12 protein-coding genes are annotated in these 22,320 nt (G+C 62.9%); 6 read left to right on the top strand and 6 right to left on the bottom strand.

From position 1 onward, the window contains the following. Positions 1 to 23: 23 nt before the first annotated feature. Both HNR59_RS17720 and HNR59_RS17715 read right to left on the bottom strand, forming a co-directional pair. Positions 24 to 1,376 carry an HlyD family type I secretion periplasmic adaptor subunit gene (locus tag HNR59_RS17720; protein WP_183832364.1) on the bottom strand — a complete coding sequence of 451 codons (1,353 nt, stop codon included), beginning with the start codon at positions 1,374 to 1,376 and terminating at the stop codon, positions 24 to 26. After that, positions 1,363 to 3,186: a type I secretion system permease/ATPase gene (locus HNR59_RS17715; protein WP_183832363.1), complete on the bottom strand. Its 1,824-nt coding sequence runs from the start codon at positions 3,184 to 3,186 to the stop codon at positions 1,363 to 1,365. The genes HNR59_RS17720 and HNR59_RS17715 overlap by 14 nt, the downstream gene beginning before the upstream one ends. A 468-nt stretch (positions 3,187 to 3,654) precedes the next feature. On the opposite strand from HNR59_RS17715, the gene HNR59_RS20835 reads away from it, so the two are divergent. Next, positions 3,655 to 7,335: a hypothetical protein gene (locus tag HNR59_RS20835; protein WP_246374820.1), complete on the top strand. Its 3,681-nt coding sequence runs from the start codon at positions 3,655 to 3,657 to the stop codon at positions 7,333 to 7,335. A gap of 485 nt (positions 7,336 to 7,820) precedes the next feature. On the opposite strand, the gene HNR59_RS17690 is transcribed toward HNR59_RS20835, so the two are convergent. From HNR59_RS17690 to HNR59_RS17680, 3 genes are all read right to left on the bottom strand, one after another. Further along, positions 7,821 to 9,500 (bottom strand): ABC transporter permease subunit, encoded by a 1,680-nt coding sequence (locus HNR59_RS17690; protein ID WP_183832362.1) that lies wholly within the window; start codon positions 9,498 to 9,500, stop codon positions 7,821 to 7,823. Beyond that, positions 9,497 to 10,525 (bottom strand): ATP-binding cassette domain-containing protein, encoded by a 1,029-nt coding sequence (locus tag HNR59_RS17685; protein WP_183832361.1) that lies wholly within the window; start codon positions 10,523 to 10,525, stop codon positions 9,497 to 9,499. Before HNR59_RS17685 ends, HNR59_RS17690 begins: the two co-directional genes overlap by 4 nt. Before the next feature lie 87 nt (positions 10,526 to 10,612). Continuing rightward, positions 10,613 to 11,647, bottom strand: a complete 1,035-nt coding sequence (locus HNR59_RS17680; protein WP_183832360.1) for an ABC transporter substrate-binding protein — start codon at positions 11,645 to 11,647, stop codon at positions 10,613 to 10,615. Positions 11,648 to 12,427: 780 nt separating this feature from the next. Here HNR59_RS17680 and HNR59_RS17675 point away from each other — a divergent pair. From HNR59_RS17675 to HNR59_RS17655, 5 genes are all read left to right on the top strand, one after another. Further along, positions 12,428 to 14,185, top strand: coding sequence for a hypothetical protein (locus HNR59_RS17675; RefSeq protein ID WP_183832359.1), 1,758 nt, complete (start codon positions 12,428 to 12,430; stop codon positions 14,183 to 14,185). A 244-nt stretch (positions 14,186 to 14,429) separates the two neighbouring features. Then, entirely contained in the window at positions 14,430 to 16,421 is a 1,992-nt protein-coding gene (locus HNR59_RS17670) for a type I secretion protein (protein WP_183832358.1), read from the top strand. Between the two features lie 48 nt (positions 16,422 to 16,469). Further along, positions 16,470 to 18,680: a type I secretion system permease/ATPase gene (locus HNR59_RS17665; RefSeq protein WP_246374818.1), complete on the top strand. Its 2,211-nt coding sequence runs from the start codon at positions 16,470 to 16,472 to the stop codon at positions 18,678 to 18,680. Further along, positions 18,677 to 20,017, top strand: a complete 1,341-nt coding sequence (locus HNR59_RS17660) for an HlyD family type I secretion periplasmic adaptor subunit (RefSeq protein ID WP_183832357.1) — start codon at positions 18,677 to 18,679, stop codon at positions 20,015 to 20,017. The genes HNR59_RS17665 and HNR59_RS17660 overlap by 4 nt, the downstream gene beginning before the upstream one ends. A gap of 70 nt (positions 20,018 to 20,087) precedes the next feature. Continuing rightward, positions 20,088 to 20,582 (top strand): hypothetical protein, encoded by a 495-nt coding sequence (locus tag HNR59_RS17655; protein WP_183832356.1) that lies wholly within the window; start codon positions 20,088 to 20,090, stop codon positions 20,580 to 20,582. Positions 20,583 to 20,923: 341 nt separating this feature from the next. Here the strand turns inward: HNR59_RS17655 and HNR59_RS17650 are convergent, their stop codons facing one another. After that, on the bottom strand, positions 20,924 to 21,742 hold the full coding sequence (locus HNR59_RS17650) for a response regulator transcription factor (RefSeq protein ID WP_183832355.1): 819 nt from the start codon (positions 21,740 to 21,742) through the stop codon (positions 20,924 to 20,926). Between the last annotated feature and the right edge of the window lie 578 nt (positions 21,743 to 22,320).

Here is a 22,320-nt window from a genome sequence, read left to right as displayed (position 1 = left end):
GAAGCCCTGTCCTGAAAAAGTCTTCAATCGTAGCGGAAGGCACGGGCGAGCTGATCCTCCACGGGCTTCACCAGATAGGCAAACGCCGTGCGCGATCCGGTCTGGATGAAGGCTTCCGCAGGCATGCCGGGCAACAGTTCCTTGCCGCTGAGACGCTGAACCTGCTCCTTTCCGAGAGCGACACGCACCGTATAGTAGGATGCTCCGGTCTGCTGATCGGTGCTGGAATCGGCGGATACATGCACCACGCTGCCTTCCAGTTCCGGAGTCGTGGCGCTGTCGAAGGCCGGGAAAAGCACCATCGCCTTCTGCCCGACATGCAGGCGGTCGATCATGGCGGGCTCCACCCGCGCTTCGACGACGAGCCCGTCCGTCTCCGGCACGATCAGCATGATTTGCTCGGCAGGGCCGATGACGCCGCCGATCGTATGCACCGTCTGCTGATGAACGACACCATCCTGCGGCGCGCGCATTTCGATACGGTCGAGCTGGTCACGCGCGGCAATGCGGCGTTCCAGCAGATCGGCGATCTTGCCATCGACATCGCGCAGTTCCGTGGAGACTTCCCGTCGCAGATCCTCGTCGATCTGGATGATCTGCAACTCGATCTCGGCGATGCGGCCTCTGGCGCGCGCCGTATCTGCAACAAGGCTGCCCGCCTCGCCTTCAAGTCGTGAAGCCTCGCGCTGGAGCGATGTAAGCCGCGACAGGGCCACGAGGTCGTTGTCAAACAGCTTCTGGACGCTTTCCAGCTCCTGACCGATGAGGACAGTCTGCCTGTTGCGTGCATTTATCTGGGCAGCCAGCCCCGTAATCTCCTCATTCGACTGTTCTATGCGCTCGCGAAGCTGGGAGCGCTGCACGTCGGCGGCGGCCTTGCGGATATCGAACAGACGCTCCTCGCTGCGGACAGCTTCGATCACAGCCTTGTCATCGGCACGGTCGCGCAGGGCTTCCGGAAAAACCAGACGGGAAAGACCATCGCGCTCCGCTTCCAGCCGGGCCTTGCGGGCCTGCAGGCGCAGAAGCTCGATATCGATCAGCGCCAGACTTGCCTTCGCATTGGTTTCATCGAGACGGATCAGAACATCGCCCGCCCGCACATAGTCGCCATCCCTGACGCGGATTTCAGCGACCACGCCGCCGGACGGATGCTGGATGCGCCTTACATTGCTTTCAACGACCACCTTGCCTGATGCAATGACGGCGCCGGCCAGCGGTGCCGTCGCCGCCCACAGGCCCACCGTTCCGAACAGGATTCCAATGGTTGCAATGCCAAAGAACGAAGCGCGGCGGATATCCCGGCGCGGATCGGCGCGACGAGCTTCTTCACCTGCTGCGCCTCCATGGGGGCTGTTTTCATTAACCGCGCGCATCTGCTGCTGCCTTCACGATTTTGGGGCCGCTCTTTTTGGATCCGGACATTTCGGGACCAACAGGGGAAGCAGGCTGCGAGGCGGGAACGAGGCTTTTTCGGAGCACTTCGTCCTTCGGCCCGAATGCCTGCATCTGCCCTTCGGCAAGAATGAGCACCAGATCTATTCCCGCCAGTGCGGCAGGCCGGTGCGCCACGACGATGACGATGCCGCCTCGCGCGCGCACCCCGGCGATCGCCGCCGTCAGCGCTGCATCGCCATCCGCATCGAGGCTGGAATTTGGTTCATCGAGCACGACCAGGAAGGGGTCGCGATAGAGTGCCCTCGCCAGGGCGATCCGCTGCCTCTGGCCGCCGGACAGGATACCGCCCGCTTCGCCAATCGGCGTATCGAACCCCTTCGGAAGTCCCACAATCAGATCATAGGCACCGGCAGCGGCCGCCGCCGCGCGCACAGCATCCTCCGTCATGGAAGGGTCGAAGCGGGCAATGTTCTCAGCCACCGTTCCGGCAAAAAGCTGGATGTCTTGCGGCAGATAGCCGACGATGGCTCCCCGCTCCTCTTCCGGCCACTGGTCCAGCGTCGCCCCGTCGAGCCTCAGGCTGCCACGCAGAACCGGCCAGACACCGACCATAGCGCGTGCGAGCGTGGATTTTCCGGAAGCGGAAGGCCCGATGATCGCCAGCCCCTGCCCTGCCTCCAGCGTGAAGGCAACATCCCTCACAGTAGGTGTCTGGCTGCCGGGCGGCGCAATGGAGATACGGTCGAGCGTCATCGCGCGGTGCGGACGCTCGGGCGCGACGGAAGGTGCGGACTGTTCAGCCGACAGCCCCGCCACCAGACGCCCCCAGGCCTGCCGCGCACCGATGAAGGGACGCCAGCTGTTGATGGCAAGTTCGATCGGCGCCAGCGCCCGGCTGCTCAGCACCGAAGCTGCGATCATAACGCCGGATGATGCCTCATCGTGCATCACCAGCCATGCCCCCACCCCAAGCATGGCGGACTGGAGCATGAAACGCACCGTCTTCGAGATACCGCCAAGCGTGCTGGTGATATCTGCTGCGCCAAGGCTGGCGGCGACATGCCGGTCGGTGACACGCTCGAACAGACCGGCAACCCGTCCGCCCATGCCAAGGGCGGTGACAGCCTCCGCATTGCGCCGGGCTGCCTCGACCATGGATGCGCGTTCCCCGCCCGTGCGCGCCAGTTCCGTGCTGGGACGGCGCGAAAGAACTTCCGTCAGCAGCGCCAGCACGACGAGGACCGCTCCGCCGGCAACCAGCGTCCAGCCCAGATAGGGGTGGAGGACAAAGCAAAGCCCGCCATAGAGCGGTATCCACGGCAGATCGAACAGGGTGGTGGGTCCAAGTCCGGACAGGAAGCTGCGAACACTGTCGAGATCGCGCGAAAGCTGGGTGCCGCCGGGAGCACCGCGCACCTGAGCGCCGAGGATCGCGCGCAGAACAGGTCCGCCAAGCTTGCGTTCAAGTTCCACACCCACGCGGCTCAGGATGCGCTGACGCAGCCAGTCGAACAAGCCGAGCAGGATATAGAGGACCGCCACGATGATCGACAGGGCCACGAGGGTAGGCACGCTTCTGGAAGGCAACACCCGGTCATAGACCTGCAGCATGTAGATCGAGCCCGTCAGCATCAGAATGTTGACGAAGGCCGAAAACAGGGCAACGGCGAAAAACGCCGAGCGGCAGGAAGCGAGCGCCTGACTGGCTGTGTTCTTACTGGATCTGGGCAACACGTTTTCCACGTCCCGAACGGCATGATGACGAGACGGCCCATAAAAGTCGCGCATGACAACTCGGTGAAATCCGGCGGCCGGACAGGCATTGAAAATCACAATGCCCACTATTGCGTATATGAATTCGCTTCGGCTTCAGGGCAGCATTACTCTCATTCCGGCGAACCTCTCTCGCCGTGGCCTTGCGCCCGGGAAGCAGTCACTTCCCCCTGAGACCGACAAACGTTTCTGATTTTGAAGCGTCATCTTCGGATATTTCAGTAATATCCAAACACATCTATCTATTATTTCCTATTTTCATCTACATGTCCGTAATACATCCGGATCTTATGGATTATTTTGCGTGATTTTAACGGAAATTAAATTTTGATCTTTCCAGATCGGAAAATAAGAACTTATCCATTTCTGTTAAAAATCTGTCATCCTTAACAAGTCATTAATGCGCCGAACCCAATTCAGGCAGATTCCGTCCGGCACGCGCCGTACGGGACTGTCGCCTACTCTCGTTGCAAGGATTTTATCATGGCGCATACAGTCAGTGCAGCCGGCTTTGCCGGCTACAATTCCGATGCCGATGGCATCGTCTTCCGGGTTCTGGAACCTGTGCTGGAGGGCAACATCGTTGCCATCGATGACTCCGGATTTGAAAATCTCGGCCAGGGTCAGGGCGCAAGCTGGGCGTGGGTGGCCGATCAGGACCTGCCCGCCGGCGCCACCGTGACACTTAAGGCGCTGACCACCGATGCCGGTGAAACGGCTTCGGATGAAGAAGGCGTCATCGAAGCCGATGGCCTGAACATCGACCCCGTGCGCATCAGGACGCTGGCCGGGCTCGCAACGGTCGAGGTTTCCGAAGTCACCTCCGGCACGGCTACCGGCGGCCAGGCCCGCGCCGCGAAGTCCGGCATTTCATCCGTGCCTGAAACCACCAATACCGATAATGGCGGCACGCCGGGCGCGACCGGACCCGGAACCGTCACACCGGGCGGTGACGGCGATGATAACGGTACGCCGACCAATCCCGGCCAAAGCAGCGGTTACGGCGACGGCAATGACACGCTGATCAATGACGGCGTCATCCTCGACGGCGTCGACATGAAGGGCGGCGACGATACTCTCGTCAACTCCGGCACCATCATCGGCAAGGACGGCGTTGCCATCGACATGGACGACGGCGACGACCGGGTGACCCTGCTGGAAGGCTCGCAGATCTATGGCGAAATCCGCCTTGGCGATGGCGACGACACGCTGACCGCCATCGGCGTCAAGGATGACCTGGTGATCGATGCCGGCGCGGGCGACGACTTCGTCACCGGCGGCGACGGCGATGACCTGATCCGTGGCGGCTCCGGCGATGACTATCTCGATGGCGGTGACGGCGACGACGTGCTGGACGGCGGTGACGGCGACGACCGGATCCGTGGCGGAGCCGGCGACGACTTCCTGTTCGGACGCGACGGCGACGACATTCTGATCGGCGGCGAAGGCAATGATTACATCGATGGCGGCGAAGGCAACGATACCGTCGACTATTCCGAAGATACCCATGGCGTGACGGTGGACCTGAGCACCGGCAAGGCTCATGGCGACGGCATCGGCCGTGACACGCTTCTCAACATCGAAAACGTCATCGGCGGAGCCGGAAATGACGTCCTGATCGGCAATGACAGCGCCAACATCCTCATCGGCGGCGCGGGTGACGATCGCATCGTCGTTGGAGCCGGCGACGTTGCCGAGGGCGGCGAAGGCAACGACACCATCGAGGCGCATGCGGGCGGCAACGCCGCGATCGTTGCCGACGGTGGCGAAGGCGATGACACGCTCAGGCTGAAAGGCACGGGCGCCGGCAAGATCGAACATGCCGCCGGCATCGAAACGCTGGAAGTCGAATCCGGTGAGTGGGACGTGATTGCCAGCCCGGATTTCGAGCGGATCTCCGTTCACAGCGGCGCGACCCTCACCTCCGGCATCCTGATCGATGAGGACGACGTGGTCGATATCGCCGCGGGCGGCCAGATCAGGGCTGACAAGAATGTGGTGACCTGGGCCGGCGGCGGCGACGCGGTGCTCACCAATGCCGGCCTCGTCGCAGCAGATGATGGTGAGCGCCTCTTGCAGGTGACGGCGGGTGCATCAGGCTCGCTGACCATCAATAATCTGGAAGGCGGCACCTTGCAGGGTGCGCTCAAGCCCAACAAGGCAGGCGCTGCCGACGCCACCATCATCATCAACAACAGCGGCGTGATCGAAGCCGACGGCCGCGTCATCGACTTCCGCGACTTTGACGACAACGGCGCCGGCGCCACCATCAACAACCTCGCGGGCGGCATCATCCGCCAGTATGGCGAAAACACCGACATCATCCGTCCGGGCCAGAACGGCACCGTCAACAACTGGGGCATCATCTCCGCTGAAGCCGGTGCTGTGGCCGGAGGCGACGCCATCGATTTTCAGGACGACGCGGGCGGCAAGGTCAACAACCATGCCGGCGGCCTCATCGAAGGCGCAAAGCACGCCGTGACCGGCGAGCGCGGCATCACCATCGTCAATGATGGCACGATGATCGGCCGCAACGGTTCGGCCGTCAACATCGACAGCGACGGCTCCGAAGCCGACCGTATCTACATCACCAACCGCGGCGTGATGCAGGGCCGCTCGGCCGCTCTGGCCGACAGCGATGGCGATGCCATCGACGTCGACGGCCTGCTGACCCTGATCAACTCCGGCTCGGTCGAGGGTCTGGGCGCGAACGGCTACAAGAACGGCGAGCCGAACGTCTCCGAAGGCATCTCGATGGGCGGCGGCTCCATCGTCAACGAGGAGACCGGCCGCATCTACGGCTATGGCCGCGCTATTCAGGTTGACGATTCGAGCAATCAGAACGCCCTCGGCGCCACGCTGATCGTCAATCGAGGCCTGATCCAGGGCGACGGAAACGGCCCTGAGAACGTCAGTGCCGAGGATGCCGCCCGCTTCGACCTGCGCGGCAACGAAGCCATCAACCTCATTGGCAACCATGACGACGAGATGATCAACGCCGGCACCGGACGCATCGTCGGCGGCGTCTCCATGGGTGGCGGCAACGACAAGCTGGAAAATTCCGGCGCCATCGTCGCCACCGGCGGCACCGCCATCGACATGGGCGACGGGGACGACCAGCTGACACTGCATGTCGGCGCAACCGTCGAAGGCCTCATCCGTCTGGGCGCGGGCAACGACATCGTCACCTCCACCTCCTCCGCGGGCTTCGAGATCGACGCCGGTGAAGGCGACGACGTGATCCATCTGGGCGGCGGTGCCGACCATGTGCTCGGCGGTGCAGGCAACGACACGATCCATGCCGGTGCGGGCAACGATCATCTCGATGGCGGCGACGGCGACGACGTCCTCTACGGCGAAGATGGTGACGACACCATTTATGGCGGCGCAGGCAACGACATCATCAGCGGCGGCGCGGGCAACAATACGATCTACGCCGGCGCAGGCGACGACATCATCATCGCCGGTCCGGGCAACGACGTCATCGACGGCGGCGACGGTTACGACACGCTCGACCTGTCGGCCGCAACCGGACCGCTTTTCGTCGACATGGCTTCGGGCCGCATAGCCGGCACCGGCATCGGTACGCTGACATTCACCAGCATCGAAAACCTTGCCTTCGGCGATGGCGACAACATCATCACCGGCGGCAATGGCGACGACAGCTTCGACGGCGGCGCCGGCGACGATATCCTGTCCGGCGGTGCGGGCGACGACACCCTGATCGGCGGTCTGGGCAACGATACGCTGAATGGCGGCTCCGGCGACGATCATCTCGATGGCGGCGAAGGCGACGACATCCTGTCCGGCGGCTCGGGTGACGACATCCTGCTCGGCGGGGCCGGCAACGACGTCATCTCGGGCGGCTCCGGCGACGACCGCATCGAAGGTGGCACCGGCGACGACATCCTGACCGGCGGCTCGGGCCATGACGTCTTCCATTTCGCTGCCGGTTTCGGAAACGACACGATCACCGACTTCCGCGACTGGCATGAAGACACCATCGAGTTCGACACATCGATCTTCACCGATTTCGATGCCATGCTCGCCGCAGCGGTTCAGGCGGGCGACCATGTCATCATCACTTTCGATGCGGACAATTCGCTGACGCTGGCGGAAACCCAGCTCGACTCCCTGCGAGCCGACGACTTCCGCTTCGTCTGAGGCAGGCGAACCCGCCCGGTTCATCTTTATCGAACCGGCCTTTCCCGATCTGTTTTGAAAACCCCGTCGCGCCATGCGGCGGGGTTTTTCGCTGCCGAGGCCGGCAGCCGCGAGGAAACAGCCTGACCCGACAGCTGGCTTCATGAAGATCGTGCCGGGCACGCACGGCAAAGCCCGAAGGCGTTGTATCTTAGATCGTCACGAGCTTTGCTTGTCAGCCAGGGACGGAAGCCGGATCAGGCACCGGACCGAAACCACTTATACCAAGCGGAAAAAAATGGGCCGCTCTGCGGGCATGTCCCGCCATCCCTGCGCTGAGAGATGTTTCCGCTTCGGAGCACAAGGCTGCAGCGCGCACACGGCGCTTGCATGTCCACGGGCAATTGGAAATGCCTGAAGCATATCGCCCGAAAGAGAACACCGTTCTCGGGCGACATGAGCAAGAATAGGAAATCGAAGCGAGGCTGGAAAGATCGCGGCGCGCTTCAGCGGATCAGAGATATGTGACGGTGTCCGGTGGCGTTGAGCAGCAGGCGCATCGCCAGCAGCACAATCATGATGATGGCGATGATGCAGACCGAGAAAGCTGCGGCCTGATTGGTTGCGCCCCGGTCCTGAAGGTAAAGCACGGATACCGCAGCCATCTGCGTGTTGGGCGTGATGAGGAATATCACCGCCGACAACGTCACCATCGAGCGCATGAAGAAGAAGACGGCAATCCCCACCAGCGTCGGAAACAGAAGCGGCAGCGTGACCCTGGCAAAGGTCTGCAACCGGCTGCCGCCCAGCGTGGCCGAGGCTTCATCGAAGCGCCCGCTGATCTGCTTCATGCTGGTTCCCGAGATCAGGAAACCGTGGGCATGATAGTAATAGACGTTGGCGATGGCGATGATGAGCAGCGTGCCATAGATGGCGTATATCGGGTTGGCGGGATTGTTGAAGGCCAGAATATAGCCAAGGCCCAGCACCATGCCCGGCACAGCCGCCGGAAGAATTGACAGGAAGTAGAGCCCCCGCGCCGCCGGAGACGGGAATTTCTCGATGACGTAGGCCGCCGCCGTCACCGCCATGACGCCGATGCCCGCCGCCATTAGTGAAACATAGATCGAGTTCCACAGCGGCTGGGTGCCGTTCTGAACGTCGAACGCGTAGTGGCGCAGCGAAAAGGTCATCCTGTATGGCCACAGATGCACGAATGAGGCGAACACAACCACCAGAACGATCGACAATATCGCCATCGAAATCAGCAGGACGACGCCAAGAAGCAGCGCGTCGCGCAGACGGTCTTTTTGCGGGATCAGCGGTTTCGAATGTTCGTTGATCAGCGAGAATTGTCGGGCGCTGACTCGTTTTTCGACGATGGCGGCAATCGCCGCGGGAACGAGCAGCACCATGCCGATCACCGTTCCCATTTCGAAATTCGCCTGACCGATCACCTGATTGTACACTTCCGACGCCAGCACGATGTAGTCCCCGCCGATAACCATCGGGTTGCCGAAATCGGTGATGACGAGCGTGAAGCAGACGAAAATCGCAGCGGCGAGGCCATACCGGGTCCCCGGCAGCGTCACCGTGCGAAAGGCCCGCCACTTCGAGGCCCCGAGCATTTCCGCGCTTTCATAGATGCGCGCATCGGCCACCGCGAGCGCAGCTGAAAGGATCAGAAACGCGTATGGAAACACGTAGAGGACCGAAGCGATGACGATGCCCCAGTAACCGTAAAGATCGATGCTGAGGCCAAAGCTGCGGTTGATCAGCCCGTTACGGCCGAACAGCAGGACCAGCCCCTGCGCCTGCACCAGCGATGGCGCGAACAGCGGCAGCACGGCAATGAGGCGGAACAGATTGCGCAGGGGCATGGTGGAGCGCTGCACGGCATAGGCGAACGCATAGGCAAGCACGATCGCCAGCGCCGCGCTGACGATGGTGACGGCAAAGGAGTTTGCGGTGATGCGCAGGAACCGCTCATTGCCGAGCATCGCCACATAATTGGCCAGACCCAGCCCGTCCGGCGTCGAGAACGACCGGCCGAGGATATGGATGAGCGGATAAAGGACGAACAGGACAAGCGGAATGGCGACGATCAGCGCCGGCAGCGCGGGCGCCAGCCAGTTGCGCCTGCGCACGGTGACGGGCCGCGCGCCCTCCTTATTGATGGCAATCATCCGAGCACTTTTATGGATTCGCGTGGAAACCCGACAGCCACCTGACCGGCCGCGGTGAGGTCGTGCAGCGCATGGCCTGCAACTTCGGCAACCACTTCGCCCTGTGCGCCCTCAATGTCGAGTACCAGATGAGCGAGGTTGCCGAGATACACGACGTTGCGCAGGCTGGCCTGAAAGCATCCGCCGTTGGGCACGGCGATGCCGGCATGAACGCGAACATCTTCCGGGCGAATGCCGATCAGCTTCGCATCCCGGTGCTGGCCGGGCAGTTCCACTGTCCTGCCGGCATAGCGCCCCTCATCCAGCTTCAGTATGTTCATGCGGCCGATGAATTCGGCGACAAACCTTGTAGCGGGCCGGTCATAAAGCTCACGCGCGGTGCCCACCTGCGCAATGTGGCCGGTGTTCATGACCACGATGCGGTCGGCCATCGTCAGCGCTTCTTCCTGATCGTGGGTGACCATGATGGTGGTGATGCCGAGCCGTTTCTGGAGCTCCCGGATTTCGAGGCGCAATGTCTCGCGCACCTTGGCATCGAGAGCCGACAGCGGCTCATCGAGAAGCAACACGTCAGGGCGAGGCGCCAGTGCGCGGGCAAGCGCCACACGCTGCTGCTGCCCGCCGGAAAGCTGCGAGGGCAACTTATGCGCATGTTCGGAAAGCGCGACCAGGCGCAGCATTTCGGCCGAGCGCGTTTCAATCTCGGTTCGCGGCTGCCGACGGCATTCCAGCCCGTAACCGACATTGCGTTGCGCCGTCATGTTGGGAAACAGCGAATAGGACTGGAAAACAACGCCGAAATTGCGCTTGCGCGCCGGCGTATCGGACAGATCGCGTCCGTCGAGCAGCACCTCGCCTTCCTCAGCCAGTTCAAGGCCTGCGATGATGCGAAGCAGCGTCGTCTTTCCGCAGCCCGAAGGCCCCAGGAAGCTGATGAACTCGCCACGCTCTATGGTGAGGGAAATGTCGTCGAGCGCAACGGTATCACCGAAGCGCTTCGTCACGTGGTTGAGGGTGAGCGTCACGCAATCTTCCTGCAATAATCTCGATAAGGGAGGCGGGGCGCAGCCTATGCGCCCCGCCCCGCCTTGTGCATAGCAAAAAGGAAAGCCTCAGCGCTCCAGTTCGCGCTGCCAGCGTTCCAGAACCAGGGCCCGGTTTTCAGCCGAGGAGGCGAAATCCATCTTCCACATCACTGAAGAGATGTCTTCGGGAAGACCGGCGTCCCTGAACTTCTGAGGCATCGCACCACCGGTAGCGGTGACGATTTCCTTCCAGTTGTAGTACTCGTTCACGGCGTTTTCCGAGACGGTCCAGTCGAGGAAGCGCCTGGCGGCGTCCTTGTTCTTAGAGCCGGCCATCAGCGCGTTGGCCTCCAGTTCGTTGCCTGCACCTTCCGAGGGAATGACCATCGTGATCGGATAGCCTTCCCCGATATTCTTGATGGCGCGCAGGGCGAAGGAGGCGCCGATGGCGAATTCGCCTTCGCTCGCCGCGTTGCAGGGGCGCGAACCGCTCTTGATGTACTGGGCAATGTTGGCGTCCAGAGCCTTGAGGTACTCCCAGCCCTTTTCCTCGCCCATCATCTGAAGGATCGAAGCGATCATCAGATAGCCGGTGCCCGAAGACGCCGGGTTCGGCATCACCACCTCGCCCTTGTACTCAGGCTTGGTGAGGTCGGCCCACGAGGTGGGCATGGGCAGGTTCTTGGCCTTCAGAACTTCATTGTTGACGCAGAAAGCGGCCATGTAGCCGGTCGTGGCGAACCACTTGCCATCCTTGTCGCGGAACTGGTCGGCGATGCGGTCGATGCCCTGCGGCTGATAGGCTTCCAGCAGCTCGCCGATACGCGGATCGATCATCGAGGTGACGGCCCAGCCCCAGATCACGTCGTGCTGCGGGTTGGCGGCTTCAGCCAGAATGCGGGCGTGCAGATCGCCGGTCGAAAGGCGCAGCACATTGACGTCGAGGTCCGGAAGATCCGCCTTGGCCTTCTCAAGGAAAGCGGCGATCTCGTCTTCTTCATACGAGGTATAGACGGTGATGCTGTCGGCATGGGCTGCAGAAAGCCCCATGGCCGTGGAAAAGGCCAGAGCCGCAAGCGCTGCGCGCAGCGTCCAGCGGTTCGGGTTTGTGACGTTGCTCATTGGGTGGCTTCCTGTATTCCTGGATTGTTGCCTGAACTGTCCTGGGAGGACGCCGGTTTCTCCCGTTTTCCGATAACGGTTTTATGACAAACGCAAGGGCATGCACAAAGAAAGAACGACCAGATCCTTAGCCGAAAGGGCTGACAGATCAGGCTCTTCATAGCAGCAGGTGTGATCGGGGGCTGTACCACGGCTTCCGCCCTGCCCGGCAAAGCTCCCAAGGCCGGTGGCGTCCGGCCTGTCCCCGCTTGGAATGTCGATTGGATCCGCAGCGACCGCGACCTCGTTCAGGCTCGGAATGCATCGGAAGAACTGCTTTCAGTTTGTTCTGCAGAGCCATAGCCACCCATGCATCCAGAGCTGAAACGGCCCGGATACCATCCGATACGCGTAGCCAAAGGGACGTAGCTCCCGTCCCTAATCCCATCCTCCCGGATGAGGGAATGCGCGCCCATTGCCTTATTGCGCAGGGGATTACGACGCAGGTGCAACTGTTCAATGGAAGTTCCCGGCGCGACAGTCCAGACGCCGGACAAGCCAGAATTTCCGGAATGGGAACGAGGGTTCTTGACCAAGGGGGGTCCCGCGTCTCCGGACAGAAAGCTCCCGGCCAACAAGCAGTGCCCAAAACAGCAGTGCATTGTCCATCTTCGTGGGGGGGATGCACACAGCAGACGACGGCCGTTTCGGTCGTCGAACCAGTGGAACCGTGCCGGCACCATATCGCCTGACAGATGACGGGTGATCGTGTCGCACGGTTCTTTAATCGAGGACACGATCATGGGTAACAATAACGGGTTTGGCGGGTTTGGCCTTTATCTTCCTGGCTGGCCGCTCGGCAATCAGGACCAAAGCCAGGATCAGGACCAGCATCAGGATCAGGGGCAGGACCAGCATCAGGACCAGGAATCCTGGCAGAACCAGGATCAGGAACAATCCGCGCAGAATACGGCCAACAACGAGGCCACCAACAACGCCGGTAACAATGCGGCCAACAACGCCGCCAATGCTGCCGGGAACGCCGCTCAAAACGGCGCGTCGAACCAGGCCGGCAATGCGGCCAACAACGCAGCCAGCAATGCAGCGGCCAATGCGGCCGAGAATGCGGCCAGCAATGTGGCGGAGAATGTCGCCACCAACGCTACCAATGTCGCCACGAACGTCGCGACCTCGGTATCGACATCCGTGAATGTCGGCCTTGACGGCATCATTCCCAGCGACAACGATTTCGCCGACGTCGATCTCTACGGCGGCGCCAGTGTGGATCAGCTCTTCATCAATCGCGACGGCGTGATTTCCTACGATCCGGGCGACGACGTGTCCTTCGAGGACATCCTCAACGGCTCGCTGAACGGATCCGGCAACAATGCCTTCGTGTTCAATCAGGTCAACGATCTGGTCGACAACGACACGCTGAGCGACCCGCAGGTCCACAACAACGCAAACTTCCAGCAGCAGGGCAGCGCCACGGGCGGCTTCGCCAAGACCGGTGACGGCATCAATGCCGGCGGTGGCGGCGGCACCGGTGGAGGCGATGCCAATGCCGATGGCGGCTCCGGCGGACGCGGCTCGGCATATGGTTCCGACGCCTTCGGCGGCTTCGGCGGCCACACCAGCGCCAGCGCCGGCGACGGCAATGGCGCGGCCGGTGGCGACGGTGCGGCAGGCACCGGCCTCGGGCTCGGGCTCGGCGGCCTTGGCGCCGGCATTGGTGCCGGTGGCAGCGGCGGCACTGGCGGTGACGGCGGCGCAGGTGGCGGCGGCGGCTCCGGTGGTTCTGCCTATGGCGGTGCTGGCGGCGCAGGCAGCGGCGGCCCCGGCGGATCGGGTGCCGGTGGAACCGGCGGCAGCGGCGGCACGGCCGGCGATGGCGGTGCAGGTGCGGCGGCAGCCGATGCAGCAGCGGCGGCGGCGTCCGGATTGGCGGGTGCGGCGGCGGCTGATGCGGCAGCGGCAGCAGCAGCGGGTGGCACTGGCGGTACCGGTGGCACCGGCGGCGCTGGCGGCGTCGGCAATGGCGGCCTCGGCGGTGACGGCTTCGGCGGCTTCGGCGGCTCCGGCACCGGCGGCATGGGCGGCATGGGTGGCGCAGGCGGCACCGGCGGCGACGCCGATGGCGGCGGCGGCCTCGGCTTCGGCGCGGGTCAGGGCATCGGCCTCGGCCTTGGCGGTGGTCTCGGCGGCGCCGGTGGCGACGGCGGTGCGGGCCTCGGCGGATGGGCTCTGGCGGCCGGCGGTGACGGTGGCGCGGCCTGGGCAGGAGAAGTATCGGGCGGCAATGGCGGCTTCGGCGGCATGGGTGGCATAGCCACTACGGGTGCCGGCGGTGCTGGCGGCGCAGGCGGCGTGTGGGGCTCCAACAACGGCGATGACGGCTACGTCACCGGCTCCTCGCAGGCCTCTGCCAGCGCGCTCGTCGATACGAGTGCCTTCAACCAGCAGATCGTCATGGGCGCAAACGTCCTTGGCAATACGGTTGACATGACTGTGGTCGGCGGCGACCTGATCAGCACGCTGGTCGGGGAAGATGACGGATAAAAATGCCGTCCACGGGTCCGGCGCTCTCGCCCCCCAAGAGCGCCGGGTTCTGGAGCTGTGCATGGTCCCCGTGCACAGCTCCGCACTTTTCCCTTCATGCCCGCAGCGGGCAATCACGGAAAACGGGGGAAGCAGATCTGGAATGAAGCCCTGCGCCGCTCGCCAGAGCGGCATGCCCGGGCATTGCAAGGGGCGGGCGGCCCTGACGAACGGTTCTGCTGGCAAGCCAGCGAGGTAGTGCACCATGCATATGGACTCGACCACCGAGATCATCGCCCATTTCATCGGAGTGTTTTCCCAGACCGTCGAGGACGTGCGGCTGCGGCTGGACTATGCGAAATTCACCGCCCAGCGCGAAGCGCCGCCTGAAGCGGGAGAGCTGCCCGACATAAAGCTCGCCATGACCAGCCCCTACACGCTGGGGCAGTTCGCGCCGAAGGTAACCTATTCGCCGCCGTCCTACGACATCGTGCCGGCGAGCGTGACCACTTCGGTACCCACCCATCAAATCCCCGTGCATATCCCGCCGGGCAACATGGCCGGCGTGGCCGGTCCCGCCCGCCAGCATGACGTGCCGGGAGCCGGTGAGAGGGTGATCCCCGAATATGAGCCGATCGGCTCTCTGGCGGTCTATCTGCGGCAGGAAGCACAGCTTGTCGACAATGACTATCTGTCGATCGGCGATCACGGGCTTGCGATGCAATCGGCAGGCGACCCGGTCGCAGCACTGGCGAAGCTGATGGAAGACGCTGCGCAGCTTCAGCCAGTCGCCGACATGGACAGCCTGCATTCGCCATCCGGTGCTGGCGATTTCATCCATCAGGTGGCCGCCGCCGCCGATGCACTACCCGACGCTGCGCCTGAGGGCGGCAGCCTGTTCGTGGCGCAGGGTGCGGCGGCCGCTGGCATCCATGTCAACGGCGCAGGCCTCGACGCAGCACCGGTTCTGGAAGATCTGCTGCCGGTGAAATTCCAGTCCCCCGCAGAAGACCCATCCGCGCAGACGCAGGACGCCGCGCCGGTGCCCACCGGCGTCGACCATTCGCTCACGCCGATGATCGGGCTGGAGGCGGGAGGCAATCTGCTGGTGAACGAGGCGGTGCTGGTGAACAACTGGCATGGCGCCCCGGTGATTGCCGCGGTCGGCGACTACATGCATGTCAACGCCATCAGCCAGACGAATGTCTGGAGCGATTGCGATGCGGTCTCCGATGCGCTGGGCGGCTGGCAGCGGCTGACGGACACGCCGACGCAGGCCTATAATGTGGCGACCATCGAGACCATCGCCAACCCGGCCTATGGCGGGCAGGCTGCCGAAGGATCCGGCTTTCCCGCCTACTGGCAGGTTGCGCGGATCGACGGCGATCTGGTGATCGCCAACTGGATCAGGCAGATCAGCTTCGTGCAGGACAACGACGTCACGGTCATGGCGGCCTGCGGCGGCGGCACCACCATCACGCTCGGCGACAACACGGCCGTCAACATCGCGTCCGTGGCTGAGCTCGGCAATTATTATGATTTCATCATCGTCGGCGGCAGCGTCTATCACGGCAACATCATCAGCCAGACAAACATCCTGCTCGACGACGATCTCGTCGGTACGGTCGGCGACTTCCATACGGAGGGCGAAGCGTCGCTGTCGACGGGTGGCAATCTGTTGTGGAACCAGGCGTCGATCACCCAGTTCGGGACGATGAGTTTCGGGGGGCTTCCGCCGTCGTTCAGGGAGGCCGCGGACAAGCTCGCCTCCGGTCCCGCCGACGCGCCGGCCGATCTGCTCCGGCACGAAGCCTTCAGCGGCGTGGGCGGGCTGAAGGTGCTCTATGTTTCCGGCAATGTGGTCGACCTTAACTACATCAGCCAGACCAACATTCTCGGCGATGCCGATCAGGTGGCGCTGGCCATGGATCAGGCAGGCGCATATGCCGATGCAGACTGGACCATCTCGACCGGCACCAACGCACTCGTCAACCATGCCCACATCGTCGACGGCGGCGTCGATTCCACGGTCTATGCCGGCGGCAATGTGTATTCGGACGAATTGCTCATCCAGGCCGAGCTGATCTCGCATGACAGCGGACTCTACACGCAGGACGCCAATGCGCTGGTCAGCGAGGCCGTGGTGTTCCTGAGCGACGACCTGCTGGCGCCCGACACCGCTGATGGCGCAACCGCCCATGACGGCGGGGTACCGGACATCGGGTCCGCCGATCTGATGCAGACCATGCTGAGTTGATACGAGCCATACTGACCAGTGTGGACGGGAGGGGGCGGGAGCGTCTTCATGGAGAGGTTTCAGGCAAATGCGGCACATGTGGCCGCGACAGGCAACACGACATTTCGCGAGCCCGACCCCGGGTCACTGATACGGGTGCTGGCAGCGCTCGAAAGGGAGATCGAACTCTCCCTCGAGGATGCCGTGTCAGAGCACCGGCGCACGAACGAGCAGGCGGATCGTGAGGCCGCGTCCGAAAGGATGCGCAACGATCCCGCCCCGGAGACCACGATGCGACAATCGCAGGATTGCGGACCCGAACCGGCCAGACCGGGCGCCACGGTCATGCTGGAAGGCGCGAGCGGCCCGATAGAGGCGCGGCCGCAACCGAAGGATCAGGACGGCGGACAGCCGCCCGCACCCGGTCGCTATGCCGTTGCCGATGATAGGGGCACAGGCGGCAGGGAAAGAAAAAGCGGAACCTTCCACCGCCGCCTCGGGCCGGTCGATCTGTCGAGGAGCCTCGGCGCCGGTCTCGGCGCGGTGCGCAGGAACCTTCTGATGGTGTTCCTGTTCACCAATGCCAGCAACATTCTGGTGCTGGCCATTCCGGTCTATCTCTTCCAGATCTCGGACCGGGTGCTCACCAGCCGCTCGACCGACACGCTGATCATGCTCACCATCGTCATCGTCGGCGCCGTGCTGTTGCAGGCGACGTTCGATGCGATCCGCCGCTTCATCCTCATGCGCACCGCCGTCGAGGTCGCGGCACAGCTCGGCGCGCCGATCCTGAGCGCTGCCGCCCGCGCCTCTCTGCATGGGTCGGGGCGCGAATACCAGACGCTTGGCGATCTCCAGCAATTGCGCTCCTTCCTCGTATCCGGAACCTTGCTGTCCTTCCTCGACATTCCTTTCGCGCCGCTGTTCATACTGGCCGTCTATCTGGTGCATCCGCATCTGGGCAGCATCATCATCCTGTCGGGCGTGCTTTTGCTGATCGTCGCCTTCGTCAATCAGCGCATGACCGCCGCTCCCTTCGGCGAGGCCAATGTCTACCAGAGCCGCGCCAACCTGCATCTCGATTCCATGGCCCGCAATTCGCAGATCATCAATGCGCTGGCGATGATCCCCGAGGCGGTGAAGATCTGGGGGCAGGACACGGCCGGATCGCTGAAGGCGCAGGTGAAGGCGCAGGACCGCAACATCGTCTCGGCCGCCACCTCCCGCGCCATCCGCCTGCTGACGCAGGTGGCGCTGCTGGGCTGGGGCGCGTTCCTTGCCATCGAGGGCGAGATCACCGGCGGCATGGTGATCGCCGCCTCCATCATCGCCGGCCGCGCGCTCGCCCCGATCGAAGGCTCTATCGAAGGCTGGAACCAGTTCATCCTGTCGCGCGGCGCCTACAGCCGCATCAGCGCGCTGCTGCGTTCCTCCCCGCTTAATCTCGAACGGCTGGTGCTGCCCAACCCGGAAGGCCGGCTCGATGTGGAGCGCGTGCTCTATGTGCCGATGGGCACCAAGCGCGTGGTGCTGAACGGCATCAATTTCTCGCTTCAGCCGGGCGATTCACTGGCCGTGATCGGCAATTCGGGGGCGGGCAAGACAACGCTCGGCAAGATGCTGGTCGGCTCCATCCTGCCGACATCGGGCGCCGTTCGCCTCGACCTCATGGACCTGCGCAACTGGGACCAGCGCCAGTTCGGCGACAATATCGGCTATCTGCCGCAGGACGTGCAGCTCTTCCCCGGTTCGATCAAGGCCAACATAGCGCGCATGCGCGACGATGTGGACGACGCCGAAATTTACCGGGCCGCCGTGCTCGCCGACGTTCACGAGATGATCGCCACCTTCCCGCAAGGTTATGAAACGCAGGTGGCGGCCGACGGCTCGCCCCTGTCGGGCGGGCAGAAGCAGCGCATTGCCCTTGCCCGCGCCTTCTTCGGCGATCCGCGCATGATCGTGCTCGACGAGCCGAATTCCAATCTCGATGCGGCCGGCGATGCCGCACTTGCACGCGCGCTGCGCCACGCCAAGGAAAACCGCATCACGGTGATCGTCATCACCCAGCGGCCGGCGCTGCTGCGCCATGTCGACAAGATCCTGCTGATGACCAACGGCACCATCTCCATGTTCGGCCGGCGCGACGAGGTGCTGCGCGCCCTTGCGGCCCATACCGCCGGCCATTTGCCCGACAGTCCGTTCGGCGAGCATCTTCCCAGGCCGGGCGCGATGCAGCCCAATGCAGCGCCGGCCAATATGACCAGAGCAGGTTCAGCATGAGCACGGATATCGCCAAACTCCAGGACCTCACCTGGTATGCCGGGGTTCCCCGTTCCATCAGAAAGCAAAGCATCGCCGGCGTCGTGCTGCTCGTGGCGTGCTTCGGCGGCTTCGGCCTGTGGGCCACCTTCGCGCCGCTTGCCGCCGCAGTCATCGCGCAGGGCAGCTTCGTGGCCACCGGCCAGAACAAGATCGTCCAGCATCTGGAAGGGGGCGTCATCAGGGAAATCCTCGTTTCCGAGGGCGACCATGTGAAAGAGGGGCAACCGCTGGTGCAACTGGACGAGACCTCCGCGCTGGCCAACGAGCGCCAGCTTTTCCTGCGCCGTGCGCGGCTCGATGCCATCGTCGCGCGGCTTACCGCCCAATCCGAGGGGCAGAAAAGCATCGCCTTTCCGGCCGAGCTGACCAGCAACGCCATCGATCCCGAGATTGCGGAAATCCTGGCCAGCCAGCGCCTCAATTTCGAGGCCTCGCAGCGCAAGTTCACCGGCGAAATCGAGCTTCTGAACAACAACATCGCCGCCCTCGAATTCCGTGTCGGCGGCTATGAGGCGCAGCATGCGGCACTGTCGCAGCAGATCGGCTTCCTCAGGGAGGAATATGTCGGCAAGCGCAAGCTCTATGAGCAGGGACTGCTGCGCAAGCCCGAGATTTCGGCGATCCAGCGCGTCATGGCCGAAGCGGACGGCCAGAGCGGGCGGCTGGCGGCGGAAATCGACGAGACGCGGTCCCAGATGGCGCGCTACCGCCAGCAGAAGCAGCAGACGCTCGCCGCATACCGGCAGGCGGCGCTCGACGAAATGCAGAGCGTCGAGGCCGAACTCGATTCGGTGCGCGAGCAGTCACGCGCGGCCACGAACGTGCTGCGGCGGGCGACCATCAACGCGCCCGTCAGCGGAACCGTGGTCCGGCTCTACTACCATACGGCGGGCGGCGTCATCGAAAGCGGCAAGAGCATCGCGGAAATCCTGCCGTCCGACGTTCCGCTCATCATCGAGGCGCAGATACCGCGCACCAAGATCGACGCCATCCGCACCGGACAGGAGGCGACAGTGCGGCTGACCGCGCTGAACCAACGCACCACGCCGGTGCTGACCGGCACGGTCTACTACGTCTCGGCCGATGCGCTGCGCGAGCAATCGGTGCAGGAGGTGCGCGAGATCTACCTCGCCCGCGTGCGCCTCTCGTCCAGCGAGCTGGCGCGTGTGCATGGGTTCCTGCCGACGCCCGGCATGCCGGCGGAGGTGCTGATCCAGACGGCGGAGCGCACCTTCTTCGACTATCTCTCGAAGCCGATCCGCGACAGCATGAACCGCGCCTTCCGGGAGGATTAGACGATAATTAGACGCCGGGCGGTCCGGATGATAGGATCGCTGCGGTCTTGGGCAAGCAGGCAGCCTCGCGATGAACCGACCGGCGCCGCCTTTCAGGGATGTGCTGACCCTTCTGGGTCAGCTCAACTACACCTGGACCAACACCGAAAGCCTTCTCATCCACCTGATCGCCGGGCTCGCCGGGGTGGACAAGGAAACGGCCACCATCATCTTCCTGACGCTCAACACCACGCGCGCCCGCGTCGATCTGGTCGAGCGACTGGCCAAGATGGCGCGCACGCCGCCGCCCGTTCGCAAGGACGTGCTCGACGTTACCCGCAAGATGATGGCCGAAGCCAAGCTGCGCAACAAATACAACCACTGCATCTATTCGTTCGACGACACGGGCGACAACGTCTCCACCCTGCTGATGCGGGTTTCCGAAACCGGTGACCAGCTCAGATACGGCAAGATGGATGCCATCGACGCCGACGAGATCGCCAACATCACCCGCTCGATTGGCAGGCTTGCGCAAACCAACCGCGACATCTGGGCCCTCGCCCGCCGCCACGGTTTTCCGCTCTGAAAAGGCAGACGGAGCCGGCCGGAACATTCCGGTCGGGAACGCCGGCCCGGCGGCTGTGGATACCGTTGGAATGTTCACTTCCAACGGCAAAGCCATCCCGGCATTGGTGGTGTTCCGGGCGGAAGCGCCACGGACAAAGCGGATGAGCAGTTCCTGACTGCATTCGCAACTGCGCGTCGCAAGCCGCTGCTGAAATGTCCGGCGAAACAGCTGAGGGGCGCGATCACATGCCCCACAATCTGGTCGTTGCCGCAATTGCGAGCAGGCTGCTTTTTCAACCGCACGTACAGCCCCTCAAAATCGCCGGTCGTGGAATTATCCGGAGGCGACTGATGCGGTTTCTAGCGCGGATGCGTCGCGTGCGATCCGCCTGCCTGCGCATAACCGGGGAACATGTGATTGATCTTGAAGGCAACTTCGGTGCGATTGGTCGCCTTGAGCTTGCGCATAATGTTGCGGATATGGACCTTGACGGTACTTTCCCGCAGGTTGAGTTCGTAGGCAATGATCTTGTTGGCCTTGCCCCGGCGCAGCGCTTCCACCACCTCGGCCTGGCGCAGCGTGAACATGCCCGACAGCGGCTGCGTCTCCGGGCGGGATTCCACCAGCCGCCGCATGGCAATCACGCTGCTGGCGGGAACGAAGACGCCGCCTGCCATGGCCAGCCCGATTGCCTCTATGCAGACACCGATGCCGACCGAGGTTGGAATAAAGCCCCTTACGCCATATTCGAGAGCCTGCAGAATTTGCGGCAGCTCATCCGTATCGGCCAGAACAATCAGGGGAATCTTTCCAAATTCGGCAGAAAGGCGCCGGATTTCATGCTCCACCTGCGCATCGCCGACACGTCTTCCGCCAAGATTGAGCAGAATAGCGCAAACAGGCGGAACCTCGTCGCGTCGGGCCGTATACTCCTCGATGCTGCCGACCGCCAGCACCTCCAGTCCCACGCCGCGCGCGATAAGGCTCTGGGCAAAGCATTCCCGCTCAAGGGCACGATTGTCGATGATGACGAGCGTTCGATCAGACTGGCCCGCGTCCTCCGCTCCTCCGGGGGGCTCGGTGCCGGGATCATGTATGCGATGGAGTGAAATGGGAGAATTGACCGGCGTTTCAGAGATCGATGTTTTTGTGAAATTGAAAGCGATACCCGTACTCATAGGTTTAATCCCCTTTGAACTTTAGGTTCTGACATCGGCTCTGAGTGGTATTCGCGACGTTGAAACCCCAGCCGTGGTGATATCATGGCCGGGCAATCCCCCCCGAAGCCGAATGCAACCTTAGCGTTTTTCGTGGACCATAAAATTAACCCAGATTAACTGATCGTTAATCAAGCTAAATCCGGGAGTACATCTTATGGGGGAGCGAGATCATCCGTCTCAGGAACAGAAGGAGCCATCGAACAGCCGGACGCCGGGGACATGAAATCCCTGCACGCTCTGCATGCACGCCACTTCCCACTCCAATGGCGTGCCCCTGGCACGAAGAGATTTCTTCCTGCGGATATGTATGTTGCGCTGCAGTACTACTGGTCAGTTTTACGGCATTGGATCAAAACAAAACTGCTCCGATAAAGAAGTGTGACGCAGCTCCCACAAACGAGGGACTGTTTTATTTATTGATTTAAGTTAACCTGAGACAACCTTTGGTAGCCTTTTGGAGCACCATCGGATGAAGACCGCCGTTTGGAAGCAACCTCTTGCAGCGCGAAATCTAGGAGGAAAGACAACAAGAAGGG

The sequence above is a fragment of the Aquamicrobium lusatiense genome, from assembly GCF_014201615.1.
Taxonomy (GTDB): Bacteria; Pseudomonadota; Alphaproteobacteria; order Rhizobiales; family Rhizobiaceae; genus Mesorhizobium; species Mesorhizobium lusatiense.
Note: the sequence above shows the minus strand (reverse complement) of the source record. Positions and strands in the feature narration are given on the sequence as shown.

Coding starts and splice junctions, on each gene's coding strand:
- HNR59_RS17720 (WP_183832364.1), bottom strand. CDS start 1,376: ATGCGCGCGGTTAATGAAAACAGCCCCCATGGAGGCGCAGCAGGTGAA.
- HNR59_RS17715 (WP_183832363.1), bottom strand. CDS start 3,186: ATGCGCGACTTTTATGGGCCGTCTCGTCATCATGCCGTTCGGGACGTG.
- HNR59_RS20835 (WP_246374820.1), top strand. CDS start 3,655: ATGGCGCATACAGTCAGTGCAGCCGGCTTTGCCGGCTACAATTCCGAT.
- HNR59_RS17690 (WP_183832362.1), bottom strand. CDS start 9,500: ATGATTGCCATCAATAAGGAGGGCGCGCGGCCCGTCACCGTGCGCAGG.
- HNR59_RS17680 (WP_183832360.1), bottom strand. CDS start 11,647: ATGAGCAACGTCACAAACCCGAACCGCTGGACGCTGCGCGCAGCGCTT.
- HNR59_RS17675 (WP_183832359.1), top strand. CDS start 12,428: ATGGGTAACAATAACGGGTTTGGCGGGTTTGGCCTTTATCTTCCTGGC.
- HNR59_RS17670 (WP_183832358.1), top strand. CDS start 14,430: ATGCATATGGACTCGACCACCGAGATCATCGCCCATTTCATCGGAGTG.
- HNR59_RS17665 (WP_246374818.1), top strand. CDS start 16,470: ATGGAGAGGTTTCAGGCAAATGCGGCACATGTGGCCGCGACAGGCAAC.
- HNR59_RS17660 (WP_183832357.1), top strand. CDS start 18,677: ATGAGCACGGATATCGCCAAACTCCAGGACCTCACCTGGTATGCCGGG.
- HNR59_RS17655 (WP_183832356.1), top strand. CDS start 20,088: ATGAACCGACCGGCGCCGCCTTTCAGGGATGTGCTGACCCTTCTGGGT.
- HNR59_RS17650 (WP_183832355.1), bottom strand. CDS start 21,742: ATGAGTACGGGTATCGCTTTCAATTTCACAAAAACATCGATCTCTGAA.